We start from the raw sequence: 15,432 nt of genomic DNA, 5'->3' as shown, positions 1-15,432 counted from the left end.
TCTCCGGTTTGAACAGATGTTGAATGGAGCGGAATCCATCGAGGATTCCGCTCCATTGCTTGCTTTTTGTCAATTTGAACTCTACCGTACCTCTGTACGCCGACGAATTCAAATTGACAAAATATAACTTCCTTTTTCGCAGGCTTGTTTTTTATAGTGAATGACTTGTGCCGGGAGATTTTTTATGGTATACTATAGAAAGCGAGACGCAACAGATGTAAAAGGGGGACTACGGCTTGAAAATTTGTTTTATGTGTGATTTGCATTTGCCTTTTGATAAAAATGCATTGCAATATGATGCACTTAAGTGGGCAACCGAGGATGCTTTGAAAAAGAGCACCGACTGTATTGTTTTTGCGGGAGATGCTACATGTGACGGAAATGAAGCCGTTTATGATTTTTTTATTGACTATATGCAAAAAACGGGAATACCGTTTCTGTATATCCCCGGAAACTCTGATTTGAGAAACGCAGAAAGCCGTGACCGTATAAAACACAAGGCTTCTCCCTGTAAAACGCAGATAAGCGGGACAACGGTTTACGCAATCAATGACTGCGAAGGGATTGTGTCGGAGGCGCAATTTTCCGAATTGGAATCTGCAGACGGAAACAGTATAGTTTTTATGCACCATCCGATGCATTCTTTAGAGGAGGATACCCGAAAAAGACTTATGCAGTGGTGTGAAAACCACGAAGATACAATGTTGTTTTACGGGCATTTGCATCAGTCTGATTTTTCCGGGAATTCCATAAGTCTTCAGGCAATGGACCCGGACAAAGCCGTAGGCGAAAATCCCTGTATCACATACTATGATACTTTAACGAAAGAGCTTCGGAAAGCGTATTATTTTTCGCCTGTGCCCAGGGATATATACAATTATTTCGGCATATCCTGCTATAATACCGAAGCACAGATACAGTTTGCGATTGAGAACAACCTGAAAAATCTGGAGCTGCGTCCGAATTGTGCCGATGCAGAGCAGGGAGAATTGCTAAAAAGTATTGAAAAATGGCGTAGGGCAGGCGGCGAAAATCTGTCGGTGCATTTGCCGGATGTGGGATATGCTGACGGTGCTTTGCGTGTGGATAAAAGCTACGACAAGCTTATTGAAATTGTAAAGAACTTAAAAGCGGACAGAATCACACAGCACGTACCGATGGTATCTGTGCAGGAAACAACTGAAAACCCGGACATTCTTGACACCATTTGCGTTTTTTTAGCAGAAAAATTGAATTCCGTTCCGCATACGATTGTGGTCGGCGTTGAAAATATGCATATGACCGCAAAGGATGTGGCAGATGCAAACAGACGGTTTGGCTATATTCCCGAAGAATGTCTGCAGTTTATGCGGTTGCTTGATGAAAAATGCAGACATAAGGTCGGAATAAATTTTGATATCGGGCATGCAAGAAATAATGCACCCTTTAGTCAGAAATATCAGATTGGTGCATGGCTGTCAATGCTTGGCAAATATATTGTGGGATACCATATACATCAGGTGAGCTGCACAAATGGTGTTTTTGAGAATCATATGCCCATAACCGATGTATACGGGCATCTTATAAGCTATGCATCTTTCTTTAAATGCTGGGTGACAGAGCGCATAAACAAGGCACCGGTTATCTTTGAAATGCGACCGGAGGATGCTTATGCAAAAACTTTAGAAACTTTTAATGTGCATAAAAACAGAAAAGTGTTTGATATACATTCGCATACCTTTTACAGCCATTGCGGCAGAGATAATCCGCAGGAGCTGATAAAGACGGCTATACAAAACGGCTTGACAACGTTTGGCATATGCGACCATAATCACGGCATAGGGAAACGGACGAAGCAATATCTTGCAGAAATGAAAGACCTTGCCAGAAGGTATGCAGATCAAATAAAATTGCTTTGCGGAATTGAGATTGCAACCATACCCGACTTATATACTATAGAAAATGCGGATGAGGTAAAAGGGTTTGATTATTGTCTGATTGAGCATATAACATATGCGGAAAGCATTGTAAAGGGAGACCTTTTTGCGTTTTGCAAAAAGCTTGGTATTTTATGCGGTATTGCACACACCGATTTGTTTGCGTACTGTGATATGTACGGATATGATTATCGGGAATTTTTCGCGAAAATGGCAAAAAATAACATTTTCTGGGAAATGAATGTGAGCTATGACAGCATCCATAAATACAGGGAACATCAATATGTGTTGGACTTTATGAATGATTCAAAAAAACAGCAAATCATAAAAGATGCAGGGGTATATATAAGTATAGGCTTTGACAGCCATCGGAACGATGATTATGACGGGTTTAAAGTGCATGAAATGTATGATTTCCTTAAAAAGCATAACATCAAAACGGCAGATGCGCTGTTTGCGTGATGGGTGTGTGATTTGAATTTTTTTGGGATAGGAAAAATGTTTGGGGTAGAGCTTATTTATATGAAAGCCCGGAAAGAGTATTGCCCACCGTGCTTTTAAAAACCACGCAGTCTTCAGAGTTTAACAGAATGTCTTCTACATAGGGGACATTCTTTTTGTTTACCACGCAAACCACCATTTGAGTAGAAAGCCCGGAGTAGCTTCCCTTTGCATTTATGATGGTGGCAGACAGGTGAAATTGCTCCGAAAGGCTTTGGCAAAGCTGTTGTGCCTTTGGGGTAATGATTTCAAATTTAACACTTTCGGTTGCTGTGCTTTGCAGGCTGTTGCGGATGATTGTGGTAACGAAGGAATACAGAATACTGCATATAACGGGCTCTATATTCATGCCGTACACAAAATAAGAGCAAAGGGCAATCAGCAGATTGACAATAAAAATAACATGCATTAAATCCAGATGCGGTTTTTTGTGCTTGATAAGGGCGGCGACAATGTCCGTACCGCCTCCCGAGCCATTAAGCTTAAGGGTGACATAGTAAAGAAGTCCGCGTATCACGCCTGCCACAATGGGTGCCAGCACGATGCTTGTGCCGGTGCCGGTTATATAATAAAAGGAAGACAAATTGAGGTGATGCAGTAAAACAGAGGTAACGGAAAATACCAGAACGTACAGACTTGTTTTTACGGCAAAGTCTCTGCTCAGCACGAAAAAGGCGCAGAGCAAAAGCGGAAGATTCATCAGCAGGGAAAGATAACCGATGCTGATGCCGGAAAGGTCCTGTATCATGGTACAAATACCGTCTATACCTGCCGGGGCAAAGCTGTTCGGAAACACAAAAATTGCGTAATTCACAGCAGAAAGGGAAGCCGAAAGAGTAAGGGTTGGGTACTGAATCCATTTGTTTTGCATAAAATCACTCCTGTAATGTATTGATTTTATTATAATCGCATGGTATAATATAGTCAAATACTTTAAATATATAATTTTGATAGAAAAAAACTATGGAGTGATTTTTTGTGTTCAGCAAATACAATTATGTGTATCAGGTGTATAAGGCGCAAAGCTTTACCAAGGCGGCAGAAAAGCTTTTTATTTCGCAACCATCTTTAAGTGTTGCAATCAAGAATATCGAAAAGCGGTTAGGGGCGGATTTGTTTGAAAGAACGGGAAGCCGTGTAGTGCCGACCGAGGTGGGAAAGGAATATATTTACGCCGCCGAGCGCATTATGGCGGTGGAAAAAGAGTTTTCTGACCGGATAAATGATTTATATCATTTAGAAACCGGGAAAATGACGGTAGGCGGTACAAATTATCTTTCTTCTTATGTTTTGCCCCGGATTATCAATCGTTTTGCTTCCTTGTATCCCAAAATAGAGGTAGAACTGGTGGAAGCCAATTCCGGAATGCTGAGCCATATGGTCAAAAACGAGCAGGTGGACATCATTATAGACAGCTTTGATGAGACCATGGATGAATATGAGGGGGAAAGTCTGGCAAAAGAGGAAATTCTGCTTTGTGTACCCAAGGACAGAGCGGTGAACCGAAGCTTAGAAGCGTATCAGATTTCATACCAAAGCCTTATGTCGGGGGGAGTGGATTTTGAAAAAGTACCGACGGTTTCCATGGGAAAATTTAAGGAGGAGAAATTTATTTTATTAAAGCCCGGCAACGATATGCATAACCGCGCAAAGACTATTTTTGAAAAAAGTAAAATAGAGCCAAAGGTGGCATTTTACGTGGATCAGATGAACATTTCATACGCACTTGCAGAATCCGGGATGGGGCTTTGCTTTGCCACCGATACCCTTTTAAAATACGGAAAATTCCGCGACAATGTTTTTGTATATAAGGTGGATAATAAGCACAGCAACCGCACATTGTATATTGCGCACAAGAAAAACAAGTATTGCACAAGAGCGATGGATGCATTTATCCGCATCGCAAAAGAAGTGATTGATGTGGGGTGAGGGGTGTCGGAACGGCAGGCAAATTATTTCAGATACAGGATACCGGATAAGTGGTATGAAAGTTAATAAAAACGCGTATTCCGTTTGGAATACGCGTTTTTATTATATATTGGAAAGTTCTTCTTTGGTAGGAATAGAAATGGCGGCGCCTTTCCGGGTAACGGTGATTGCCGAGACCTTTGCGCCAAAGGCGATGGCATCTTTTAAAGCTTTTCCTTCGCAAAGGGCGGCACAAAATGCACCGATAAAGCTGTCGCCTGCAGCGGTGGTGTCTACCGCTTTGGCTTTTTCAGCAGGTGCGAGCCTGATTTCGGTTCCGTCATTATAGATGCATCCCTTTTCGCCTAAGGTAATGATGACCTGATTGCATTTTTGCATGAGCACTTTAATTGCTTCTTCCGGCTCATGGATGCCGGTGATGATTTCGGCTTCGTGCTCGTTGGGAATCAAGATGTCTATCTGCTCTAAAAGCTCGTCCGGAAGGGGAGCGGCAGGGGCGGGATTCAAAAGTACCTTTGCGCCCGATTCTTTTGCTTTTTTTGCGGCGTAGAGCACGGTTTCCATGGGGATTTCCAGTTGGAAAATGACAATATCGGCTTGCTGAATCAGGTCGAGGTGCTTGTCAATCCAGTCGGGCGTCAAGCGGTCGTTGGCACCGCCGTCTAATAGGATGTGATTGTCGCCGCCGCATACCGTAATCATGGCGATACCCGAGTTTTCACCGATTTTGGAAATGCCTGCGGTGTTTACGTTGTTGTTTTCTAAATTGTCGGTCATGGTTTTGCCGAAAGCGTCTTCACCGACCGCGCCAATCATGGTGCAGGCACCGTAAACCTTGCCCACGGCGATTGCCTGGTTGGCACCCTTACCGCCACAGGCGGTCATAAAGGAATGTCCCTTTAAGGTTTCGCCAAGCTTTGGAAGGCGTGGGGTGTGAATCACTAAATCCATATTAATACTGCCGACTACAAGTATATTTTTCATAGTTATCTCTCCTTTTTTACAGTATAGCATAATTGGAAAAAAGTTGCAAGGGGGTTTTGTGGTTTTTGCTTGACGGGGGGATTGGTGATGGGGTATAATAGAGATAACAACCTCTTAAGTCAAGCCTTTGGTTTGAGAATCTGACGAGACGGACAGGTTATAAAGCCTTTCCTTAGAGAGGAAGGTGTCGGACGTAAGACTGACGGTTGAGGTGGAAAACGGTCGCTTCGCAACCTACACCTCACCACCGCCTACGGCGGAGCCTCTCCTCAAGGAGAAGCCTTTGGTTGTGTAAAGCGGAACGAGCAAGCCCGTTCCCTACATGGATATTTTAAAATAGGATAAAAGGAGATATATAATATGAAGATAAACGGATTGCAGAAGATGACGTTGCTGGATTTCCCGGGGAAGGTGGCGTGCATTGTGTTTACGGGCGGTTGCAACATGCGGTGTCCTTTTTGTCACAATGCCGATTTGGCGCTCAATCACGGGACGGACGAATTTACCGAGGAAGAGATTTTGGAATACTTAGGAAAACGCAAGGGGTTACTGGACGGGGTGTGTATCACGGGCGGTGAGCCGCTTCTGCAGCCTGACATTAAAGAATTTATTAAGAAGGTACGGGCGTTGGGGTATGCGGTAAAGCTTGACACCAACGGTGCGTTCCCCGAGCGTTTAAAGGCGTTGGCTGGCGAGGGTCTGATTGACTATGTTGCCATGGACATTAAAAACTGCAAGGAAAAGTACAGTTTAACAGCCGGGGTTGATATGGACCTTTCTAAAATAGAAGAGAGTGTGCAGTTTTTGTTAAGCGGTGCGGTGGACTATGAATTCCGCACAACGGTTGTGGCGGAATTTCACGAAAAAGAAGATATTTTGAAAATTTCCGAGTGGATTAAGGGTGCAAAACGGTATTTTTTACAAAATTTTGTGGATTCGGGAAATTTAATCGGAAAAATTTCTATGCATGCCGTAACCCCCGAAACCCTTGAATCCATGCGGTCTGAGGCATCCTCTAACATAGCAGAAATTGTGTGCCGCGGAATATAAAAACACAATATATTGTATTTTAGGGGTTGACAAACCCAAAATATGATGATATAATAAGGGCACATTCCGAAAAAAACAAAGAAGAGGAGGAAATATATATGTATAATGTTATTAAACGTGACGGAAAATTAACAAGCTTTGAATTAAAGAAAATCAGCGACGCGATTGCATTGGCATTTGATGCTTGCGAGAAGCAGTATAATACAGACATTATCGACTTTCTGGCTTTGAAGGTTACTGCAGATTTTGAACCCAAGATTGAGGATGACAAAATCTCTGTGGAACACATTCAGGACAGCGTTGAATCTGTATTGATTAAGGCGGGCTATGATGAGGTGGCAAAAGCCTACATCCTTTACCGCAGACAGCATGAAAAGCTGCGTAACTTAAACGCAACCGTACTTGACTACAAGGATATTGTGGACAACTACTTAAACATCAACGACTGGCGTGTTAAGGAAAACTCTACCGTAACCTATTCTGTAGGCGGTTTGATTTTGAGCAACTCGGGTGCGATTACTGCAAACTACTGGTTGTCTGAAATCTATGATGATGAAATCGGCAACGCGCACAGAAATGCAGACATTCACATCCATGACCTGTCCATGCTCACAGGCTATTGTGCAGGTTGGTCCTTAAAGCAGCTCATTCAGGAAGGCTTGGGTGGTGTATCGGGTAAAATCACCTCTGCACCTGCAAAGCATTTGGCTACCCTTTGTAACCAGATGGTAAACTTCCTTGGTATCATGCAGAACGAATGGGCAGGTGCGCAGGCGTTCTCGTCCTTTGACACCTATCTTGCACCTTTCGTTAAGATTGATAACCTTTCTTACGATCAGGTTAAAAAGTGCATCGAATCGTTCATTTACGGTGTAAACACACCCTCAAGATGGGGTACACAGGCACCGTTCTCTAACATCACGCTCGACTGGGTCGTTCCTGCTGACCTTGCAGAATTAAACTGCATCATCGGCGGTAAGGAAGCAGACTTTAAGTACAAAGACTGCCAGAAGGAAATGGATATGGTAAACAAAGCGTTTATCGAAATCATGATTGAAGGCGATGCCAACGGCAGAGGCTTCCAGTATCCCATTCCGACCTACTCCATCACCAGAAACTTTGACTGGTCTGAAACCGAAAACAACAAGCTGTTGTTTGAAATGACCTCCAAATACGGTACACCGTACTTCTCTAACTACATCAACTCCGACATGGAGCCGAGCGATGTAAGAAGTATGTGCTGCAGACTGCGTCTTGACCTCCGCGAACTCCGCAAAAAGTCGGGCGGTTTCTTCGGCAGCGGTGAAAGCACCGGTTCTGTAGGTGTTGTTACCATCAACATCCCCAGAATTGCTTACCTTGCAAAGGACGAAGCAGATTTCTATAACAGACTGGATAAATTGATGGATATCTCCGCTCGTTCCTTAAAAATCAAGAGAACGGTTATCACAAAGCTGTTAGAAGCAGGTCTTTATCCTTACACCAAGCGTTATTTGGGTACCTTTAACAACCACTTCTCCACCATCGGTTTAGTTGGTATGAATGAAGCGTGCCTCAATGCAAACTGGATTAAGGCTGACCTTACCAAGAAAGAAGCACAGAAATTCACCCAGGACGTTCTGAACCACATGAGAGAAAGATTGTCCGATTATCAGGTAGAATACGGCGATTTGTACAACTTAGAAGCAACGCCTGCTGAATCTACCGCATTCCGTCTTGCAAAGCATGACGTAAAACACTATCCCAACATCATCACCGCAGGCATGGGCACAGGCGAAACACCTTACTACACCAACAGCTCGCACTTGCCGGTTGGCTACACCGAAGATATCTTCTCAGCTTTGGATGTTCAGGATGAACTGCAGACCCTTTATACCTCGGGTACCGTATTCCATGCGTTCTTAGGCGAAAAATTGCCGGATTGGAAGGCTGCGGCGAACCTGGTTAGAAAGATTGCAGAAAACTACCGTCTGCCTTACTATACCTTGTCTCCCACATACTCGGTATGTAAAAAGCACGGGTATATCCCCGGCGAACAGTTTACCTGCCCGCAGTGCGGTGAAAATACCGAAGTTTACAGCCGTATCACCGGTTACTACCGTCCGGTACAGAACTGGAACGACGGTAAGAGCCAGGAATACAAGGAAAGAAAGGTATATGATATCGAAAATTCCAAGCTGACCCACAAAGGTCCTGCACCGGTGGAAGAAGCACCCGTTAAAGAAGCAGTTTCCGATTCTAATGACGGCACATACCTCTTTGCTACCGCAACCTGCCCCAACTGCAAGATTGCTTGCGCGGCATTGGATAAAGCAGGCGTAGCCTACGAAAAGCTTCTGGCAAACGAGTATCCGGAACTGGTTGAAGAATTCGGTATCAAGCAGGCACCGACTCTGGTGGTTGTGAAAAACGGCGAAGTACAGAAATTTACCGGCGTTTCGGACATTAAGAAAATGTTAAACGCGTAAAAAAAGAACAGAGGAAATTGAATATGTATGATTTGATTGTTATCGGCGGCGGCCCGGCGGGGCTGACCGCCGCTCTGTACGCTTGCAGAGCAGGAAAGTCTGTTGTGGTGCTGGAAAAAGGCACATTCGGCGGACAGATTACCTATTCCCCTAAAGTGGAAAATATTCCGGGCTTTGTGTCCCTTTCGGGCAACGAATTTGCCGAAAAAATGGTGGAGCAGGTGTTAGAGCAGGGCGCAGATTTAGAGTGCTGTGAGGTGCTTTCGGTAAAGGACGGTGCGGTTAAAACCGTTGTAACCGACGAGGGCGAATTTGAGGGCAAGGCAGTTGTGATTGCAACCGGTGCCAAGCACAGAATGTTAGGCTTAGAAAATGAAGAGCAGTTTGTGGGCGAGGGCATTTCGTTCTGCGCGGTTTGTGACGGGGCATTTTATACCGGCAAAACTGTTTCGGTGATCGGTGGCGGTAACTCGGCATTGCAGGAAGCCATTTTGCTTTCGGATCTGGCAAAAAAAGTATATGTAGTACAGAATTTAGATTATTTTACCGGTGAACAGAAGCTGGTTGACCAGTTGACGCAGAAAGAAAATGTGGAAATCATTTTAGGGGCAACGGTTGAAAAAATCTTAGGCGATACCACTTTAGAGGGCATTGTCATCAACACCAAGGACGGGCAAAAAGAGATTGCCTGCGACGGTATGTTTGTGGCAATCGGCCTGATTCCGCAAAATGAGCCTTTTAAGAATGTGATGCTTCTTAATGACTACGGCTATGCGGACGCGGACGAAAAATGCGTGACCGGCACGGACGGTATTTTTGTGGCAGGGGACTGCCGGAGCAAAAAAATCCGTCAGGTGGCAACCGCAGCATCAGACGGTGCTATCGCAGCCCTTGCGGCTTGTGATTATGTGGATAGCCTTTAAAGGGTTGACAAACTGAAAAAATTGTAGTATACTTTTGTTGATACAGAGAATTGGAGACGTATCAGAACAAAAGCGAAAGAAAGCTTTTGTTTTGGTGCGTCTTTTTGTTTTGGAAAGGGTGTTTAAAAATGTATGATGTTGCAATCATCGGCGCAGGGGTTGTGGGCGGTCTGCTTGCCAGAAAGCTTTCTGCTTACAAGCTTAAGGTGTGCATTTTAGAGAAGGAAAACGATGTGGCAATGGGGGCTACAAAGGCAAATTCTGCCATTGTGCACGCGGGCTTTGATGCAGAGCCGGGTACTTTAAAAGCAAGCCTTAACGTAAAAGGCTCGATGATGATGGAAAAAATTGCGCGCGAGCTTGGGGTAAAGTATAAGAAAAACGGCTCGCTGGTTATCGGGTTTGATGAAAAGGATAAGGAAGTCCTTGAGAGCCTTTTAGAGCGTGGGCAGAAAAACGGTGTGCAGGGGCTGAAATTGCTTGGAAAAGAAGAAGTGCATGCGCTGGAGAAAAATCTTTCGGAAAAGGTGCAATATGCTTTGCATGCCCCGAGCGGTGCGATCATTTGCCCTTATGAGCTGACTGTTGCGGCAATCGGCAATGCCATGGACAACGGTGCGGATTTAAAATGTAATTTTGAGGTGACCGATATCTGTAAAAACGGTGATGCCTTTGCGGTTTCAAGCAAGACCGATTGGGTGCAGGCGCGGTTTGTGGTTAATGCCGCAGGGCTTTACAGCGATGAGATTGCAAAATTAGCAGGCGATTTTTCCATTGAGGTGCATCCCAGAAAAGGGGAATATATTTTGCTGGATAAGGGCGAGGGCAGTCTTTTGACGCATACCGTATTCCGCACGCCCTCTGAAAAGGGAAAGGGTATTCTGGTTACGCCTACGGTGGACAATAATCTTTTACTGGGTCCGACCTCTGTGGACAGAATGGATAAAGCGGATGCAGGTACGACTCGAGAAGGGTTTGCAAAAATTTTAAAAGAGGCATCCGAAAATGTGGACGGGATTCCTTTTAATAAGGCAATCACCTCCTTTTGCGGTTTGCGCGCGGCAGGCAACACAGGCGATTTTATCATCCGTTCGCCCCAAAAGGGCTTTATCAATGTGGCAGGGATTGAATCGCCCGGTCTTTCGGCATCTCCTGCCATTGCGGAATTCGTGGCGGATATGCTGAAAGAACAAGGACTTGCAATGGATGAAAAGGAGAATTTTAATCCTGTAAGACGTCCGATGCACGCGTTTCGGGAAGCAAGTACAGAAGAAAAAAATAAAATGATCAAACAAAATCCTGCCTACGGCAAGATTGTTTGCCGTTGCGAAAAGGTGAGCGAGGGTGAAATTTTGGATGCGTTGCGGTTCAATCCTAAAGCGACCGATTTAGATGGCGTAAAAAGGCGTACGAGAGCACAGATGGGCAGATGTCAGGGCGGTTTTTGCGGTCCCTATATTGTGGAGCTGATTGCAAAAGAAACGGGCGTAGCTTACGAAAAAGTAACCAAATTCGGCGGAGAATCTTTCATAAATTTCGGAAAGACCAAGGAGGTGTGAGGCATGACGGATTTAGTGATCATCGGTGGCGGTCCTGCAGGGCTTAGTGCTGCGGTTGCAGCATATGATGCAGGCATAACAGATATTTTGATTCTGGAAAGAGATGAAAAGCTTGGGGGTATTTTACAGCAATGTATTCATAATGGATTCGGGTTGCATAAGTTTGGAGAAGAATTAACCGGTCCTGAATATGCTTTGCGCTATGAAAAACAGGTAAAAGCGCGAAAAATACCCGTAAAGCTGAATACCATGGTGCTGGATTTAAGCGAGGATTTGACCGTAACGGCGAGTAACACCGAGGAAGGCATTTTTCAGATTCAGGCAAAGGCGGTCATTCTTGCCATGGGTTGCAGAGAGCGGTCAAAGGGCGCATTAAACATCCCCGGAAGTCGACCCTCCGGCATATTCAGCGCAGGCACGGCACAAAAGTATGTGAACATGAAAGGGTATATGCCGGGCAAAAATGTGGTGATTTTAGGGTCGGGCGACATCGGGCTGATTATGGCGCGACGCATGACCTTAGAGGGCGTAAAGGTACACGCGGTTTGCGAGCTGATGCCCTATTCAGGGGGGCTGGCCCGAAACATTCAGCAATGCTTGAACGATTTTGACATTCCTTTAAAATTAAGCCATACGGTGATAGATATTCACGGCAAAGAACGGTTAACGGGGGTGACCATCGCGAAGGTGGACGAGAGCAGAAAACCTATCCCCGGCACAGAAGAATACATTAAATGCGACACACTTTTGCTGTCGGTGGGGCTGATTCCCGAAAACGAGCTTTCACAGCAGGCAGGTCTTGATTTGAACCGCGTTACAGGCGGTGCTGAAGTAAATCAGAGCCGGGAAACGAACATTCCGGGGCTTTTTGCCTGCGGAAATGTATTGCATGTACACGACCTGGTGGATTTTGTATCCGAAGAAGCGGAAATCGCAGGCATGAGTGCCGCAGAATATATCCGAGGAGCAGAAAAAGGGACTTTACATATCCCGATTTCCACCGACGGGAAAATCCGCTATACCGTACCGCAACGCATCACAAAAGCGGAGGATGTGAAGGTGTATTTCAGAGTGTCCGATGTGTTTAAAAATGTGAAAATCAATGTGTTTGATGGGGAAACGCTTTTGCTTTCTAAGAAAAAGCAAAAGGTAGCACCGGGTGAGATGGAAACGGTGACTTTAAAGGCAGATGCTTTGAAACAGGCAAATGCATTGCGTTTTGAACTGGAGGTGCTTTGATATGCAAAAGACTTTTACTTGTATTGTATGCCCGTTAGGCTGTAGCCTTACGGTGGAAACGGATGGCAGGGAAGTACTGTCTGTTACGGGGAATACCTGCAAGCGGGGCGAGCAGTATGCAAAGGACGAAACCTTAAATCCGGTGCGTACCGTAACCTCTACCGTGCGGTGTGCAGACGGTACGGTTGTGCCGGTCAAAACCGAAACACCCATTCCAAAGGATAAAATTTTTGAATGCATGAAAAAGATAAATCAGACAATTGCACCCTTGCACATTTTGGCAGGAGATGTTATAATAGAAGATGTATTCGGCAGTCGTGTGATTGCAACGGCGGATAAATAAAGGAGCGAGGATAGATGGACGTGGGGAAAATCATTGCTGCGGTGCGAAGCGAAGCGGAGTTCAAAGCGGCAATTGAAAGCGGTGTAGCGGTTGTGTTTGATTTGCAACCCGACATTTTTACATTGAAGGACCGGGTCTGTCTGGCACATCAGAAGAACAAAAAGTATCTTTTGCATATAGACCTTGCAAATGGCATCGGCAAAGACGAGGCAGGACTGCAGTTTGTTAAGCAGTCGGGAGCAGACGGAGTCATCAGCACCCGGGTGAGCATGATTAAAAAGGCAAGGGAGCTTAAGCTTTTTACGGTACAGCGTTTTTTTATTGTGGATTCCCATTCGGTGGAAACAACCGTAGAGGCGGTTACAACCGCAAAGCCTGATATGATTGAAATTATGCCAGGACTTTTACCGAAAGTGATTGTTTCACTGGTGCAGAAAATCGAAATTCCGCTGATTGCAGGAGGCCTGATTGAAAGCAAAAAAGAAGCAGAGGCCATTTTAGGATATGGTGCGACGGCGATTTCTGCCGGTACGCAAAAGCTTTGGGAGGAAAATCTTTAAAATGCAGGAACTGAAGAAAAAAAAGCTGTTCTTACTGGATATGGACGGCACTATATACTTAGATAACGATTTATTTGACGGGACATTGGATTTTTTGGCACATGTGAAGAAAAACGGTGGAAAATACATTTTTTTGACCAACAATTCTTCGAAAAGTGTGGATAAATATGTGGAAAAGTTGGCGTCATTGGGTATTAAAGCGACAGCAGACGAATTTTTAACCTCCACCAATGCAACGGTTTTGTATCTGAAAAAGCATGCGTTTAAAAAGATTTATGCCTTCGGTACACAATCTTTTGTGCAGGAGTTAAAGGACGCGGGACTTCCGGTTGTGACCGACAGGGAAGAGGGGATTGACTGCATTTGCATGGGCAACGATAACGAGCTGACCTTTAAAAAGTTAGAGGATGCGTGCATTCTTTTGAAAGAGGATATTGCATACATTGCAACGAACCCCGACTGGGTTTGTCCCACGGCGTTTGGGTATGTGCCCGATTGCGGGTCGGTGGCAGAGATGCTTTGGAGGTCTACCGGTAAGCGGCCGAAGTTTATCGGTAAGCCCGAGCCGGATATGGCGTATCTTGCTATGGAAAAGGCAGGCTTTTCCAAAGAAGAGACGGCTGTGATGGGAGACCGTTTGTACACAGACATTGCCTGCGGTGTAAATGCCGGCATCAGCACCATTTTCGTGCTGAGCGGTGAAGGCACAATGGAGGATGTGGAAAAGGGCGAAACCAAGCCGCAGTTTATTTTAAAAAACATCAGAGAGTTATATGAAATATTAGCAAATTGAAAAACAGACCCTCAGGTCTGTTTTTTTTACTTGTATTTTTAAAAAGAGTGTGGTATACTAAAGTTGCCAAACAAATCTGAATAGAAACTCATTTAAAGTATGTGTATTTTTATACCCTTTTTCGGTGAAAATACAGATGCTTCATTTTGCATGTACTTTTTATGAGTTGTGTAAGATTTGTTTGGCGACAGTTGAAGCTATGTATTTTACACAAGTGCGTGGCTTCGTGTCGCGCACTTTTTTCGTTTAAAAAGTGCGCAAAAAATAAAAAAGGAAGGGAAAATAAAGCAGAGTAGTCGACTGCGGGCATTAAAAAATTTACAGAAAAGAGGAATGTATGATGAAAAAATTTATGTCGGTATTACTGGTTGTCTTGATTATTTCAGGGCTTTCGTGCACTGCATTTGCGGATGTGCCTAAAGAGGTAGAAGCGTTCCCGAAAATTTATGCACATGGTATGTTGGTTGGAAGAGGCGACGGTGATTTTGCCTTGGATGCGCTTGTAACCCGTGCGGAAATGGCACAGTTTGCTGTAAATGCCATGAACTTAAAAAATGTTCCGGGAAACTTTTATTATACAGATTTAGAGGGACATTGGGCATTGGGTTCTGCAAATCTTGCCCACAATATGGGTGCGATCCCCTGGGACGAAAAAGAGCTTCAGCCTGAAAGCGCGGTTACATACGGTGAGGCGGCAGAAATTCTTGTGACCATTTTAGGCTATGCGCCTAAGGCAGAGGCAATAGGTGAGCAGGGCTTTATGATGACAGCGACGTCTTTGGGAATTACAAACGGAATTTCGTTTGTAGCACAAGACTTTGCAACCCGAAAGGATATTGCAACCATGCTGGAAAATGCGATGGATGTACCGCTTATGCAACAGGTAGGCTTTGGCGCGTACGAAGAATTTCAGATTATGGACGGCAAGAACGGCGTGCCGCTTATGACATTAGAGAAAAATTTTCAATAAAAACTGAAAGAAGAACACCACAAGGGTGTTCTTCTTTTTGGTGGGAACAATAGGGCAGTGTATGCTGCGCATCCACCTTGCTTGACGACCGCATCGCTTCGCTTGCAGTACCCGTCTGCGCACCACTCGCCTATAAAACAGTCCACCGGACTATTTTATTTTACGGCTCGTGCCTTCTCAAGGTTCGAGCCCTTTTT

The 15,432-nt window shown here is 44.8% G+C and carries 13 protein-coding genes; 11 read left to right on the top strand and 2 right to left on the bottom strand.

The features are described from left to right. Positions 1 to 236 precede the first annotated feature (236 nt). Positions 237 to 2,378 (top strand): metallophosphoesterase family protein, encoded by a 2,142-nt coding sequence (locus tag IJE10_04715; GenBank protein ID MBQ2967411.1) that lies wholly within the window; start codon positions 237 to 239, stop codon positions 2,376 to 2,378. Between the two features lie 52 nt (positions 2,379 to 2,430). On the opposite strand, the gene IJE10_04710 is transcribed toward IJE10_04715, so the two are convergent. Next, the gene (locus tag IJE10_04710) at positions 2,431 to 3,288 is read right to left on the bottom strand and encodes a YitT family protein (GenBank protein MBQ2967410.1); all 858 of its coding nucleotides are present in this window, start codon (positions 3,286 to 3,288) and stop codon (positions 2,431 to 2,433) included. A gap of 107 nt (positions 3,289 to 3,395) precedes the next feature. On the opposite strand from IJE10_04710, the gene IJE10_04705 reads away from it, so the two are divergent. Beyond that, positions 3,396 to 4,346: a LysR family transcriptional regulator gene (locus IJE10_04705; protein ID MBQ2967409.1), complete on the top strand. Its 951-nt coding sequence runs from the start codon at positions 3,396 to 3,398 to the stop codon at positions 4,344 to 4,346. Between the two features lie 102 nt (positions 4,347 to 4,448). Here the strand turns inward: IJE10_04705 and rbsK are convergent, their stop codons facing one another. Beyond that, positions 4,449 to 5,330, bottom strand: coding sequence for a ribokinase (rbsK, locus tag IJE10_04700; GenBank protein ID MBQ2967408.1), 882 nt, complete (start codon positions 5,328 to 5,330; stop codon positions 4,449 to 4,451). Between the two features lie 360 nt (positions 5,331 to 5,690). Between rbsK and IJE10_04695 the strand changes: the two genes are divergently transcribed. The 9 genes from IJE10_04695 (at position 5,691) to IJE10_04655 (ending at position 15,235) form a co-directional block, all read left to right on the top strand. Beyond that, entirely contained in the window at positions 5,691 to 6,380 is a 690-nt protein-coding gene (locus IJE10_04695; protein MBQ2967407.1) for an anaerobic ribonucleoside-triphosphate reductase activating protein, read from the top strand. A 98-nt stretch (positions 6,381 to 6,478) separates the two neighbouring features. Continuing rightward, entirely contained in the window at positions 6,479 to 8,848 is a 2,370-nt protein-coding gene (locus IJE10_04690; GenBank protein MBQ2967406.1) for a ribonucleoside triphosphate reductase, read from the top strand. A gap of 23 nt (positions 8,849 to 8,871) precedes the next feature. Beyond that, on the top strand, positions 8,872 to 9,771 hold the full coding sequence (locus IJE10_04685; GenBank protein ID MBQ2967405.1) for an FAD-dependent oxidoreductase: 900 nt from the start codon (positions 8,872 to 8,874) through the stop codon (positions 9,769 to 9,771). A gap of 128 nt (positions 9,772 to 9,899) precedes the next feature. Beyond that, positions 9,900 to 11,330, top strand: coding sequence for an NAD(P)/FAD-dependent oxidoreductase (locus IJE10_04680; protein MBQ2967404.1), 1,431 nt, complete (start codon positions 9,900 to 9,902; stop codon positions 11,328 to 11,330). A gap of 3 nt (positions 11,331 to 11,333) precedes the next feature. Further along, the gene (locus IJE10_04675; GenBank protein MBQ2967403.1) at positions 11,334 to 12,569 is read left to right on the top strand and encodes an FAD-dependent oxidoreductase; all 1,236 of its coding nucleotides are present in this window, start codon (positions 11,334 to 11,336) and stop codon (positions 12,567 to 12,569) included. 1 nt (position 12,570) lies between these two features. After that, a complete protein-coding gene (locus tag IJE10_04670; protein MBQ2967402.1) occupies positions 12,571 to 12,912 on the top strand; it encodes a DUF1667 domain-containing protein in 342 nt (113 codons plus the stop codon). Positions 12,913 to 12,932: 20 nt separating this feature from the next. Beyond that, the gene (locus tag IJE10_04665) at positions 12,933 to 13,472 is read left to right on the top strand and encodes a glycerol-3-phosphate responsive antiterminator (protein MBQ2967401.1); all 540 of its coding nucleotides are present in this window, start codon (positions 12,933 to 12,935) and stop codon (positions 13,470 to 13,472) included. Between the two features lies 1 nt (position 13,473). Beyond that, the gene (locus IJE10_04660; protein ID MBQ2967400.1) at positions 13,474 to 14,265 is read left to right on the top strand and encodes an HAD-IIA family hydrolase; all 792 of its coding nucleotides are present in this window, start codon (positions 13,474 to 13,476) and stop codon (positions 14,263 to 14,265) included. Positions 14,266 to 14,605: 340 nt separating this feature from the next. Further along, complete coding sequence (locus IJE10_04655; GenBank protein ID MBQ2967399.1) at positions 14,606 to 15,235, top strand: S-layer homology domain-containing protein; 630 nt, start codon at positions 14,606 to 14,608, stop codon at positions 15,233 to 15,235. Positions 15,236 to 15,432: the final 197 nt, after the last annotated feature.

The sequence above is a fragment of the Clostridia bacterium genome (assembly GCA_017410375.1).
Taxonomy (GTDB): domain Bacteria; phylum Bacillota; class Clostridia; order RGIG6154; family RGIG6154; genus RGIG6154.
Note: the sequence above shows the minus strand (reverse complement) of the source record. Positions and strands in the feature narration are given on the sequence as shown.

Coding starts and splice junctions, on each gene's coding strand:
- IJE10_04710 (MBQ2967410.1), bottom strand. CDS start 3,288: ATGCAAAACAAATGGATTCAGTACCCAACCCTTACTCTTTCGGCTTCC.
- rbsK (MBQ2967408.1), bottom strand. CDS start 5,330: ATGAAAAATATACTTGTAGTCGGCAGTATTAATATGGATTTAGTGATT.
- IJE10_04695 (MBQ2967407.1), top strand. CDS start 5,691: ATGAAGATAAACGGATTGCAGAAGATGACGTTGCTGGATTTCCCGGGG.
- IJE10_04690 (MBQ2967406.1), top strand. CDS start 6,479: ATGTATAATGTTATTAAACGTGACGGAAAATTAACAAGCTTTGAATTA.
- IJE10_04685 (MBQ2967405.1), top strand. CDS start 8,872: ATGTATGATTTGATTGTTATCGGCGGCGGCCCGGCGGGGCTGACCGCC.
- IJE10_04680 (MBQ2967404.1), top strand. CDS start 9,900: ATGTATGATGTTGCAATCATCGGCGCAGGGGTTGTGGGCGGTCTGCTT.
- IJE10_04675 (MBQ2967403.1), top strand. CDS start 11,334: ATGACGGATTTAGTGATCATCGGTGGCGGTCCTGCAGGGCTTAGTGCT.
- IJE10_04670 (MBQ2967402.1), top strand. CDS start 12,571: ATGCAAAAGACTTTTACTTGTATTGTATGCCCGTTAGGCTGTAGCCTT.
- IJE10_04660 (MBQ2967400.1), top strand. CDS start 13,474: ATGCAGGAACTGAAGAAAAAAAAGCTGTTCTTACTGGATATGGACGGC.
- IJE10_04655 (MBQ2967399.1), top strand. CDS start 14,606: ATGAAAAAATTTATGTCGGTATTACTGGTTGTCTTGATTATTTCAGGG.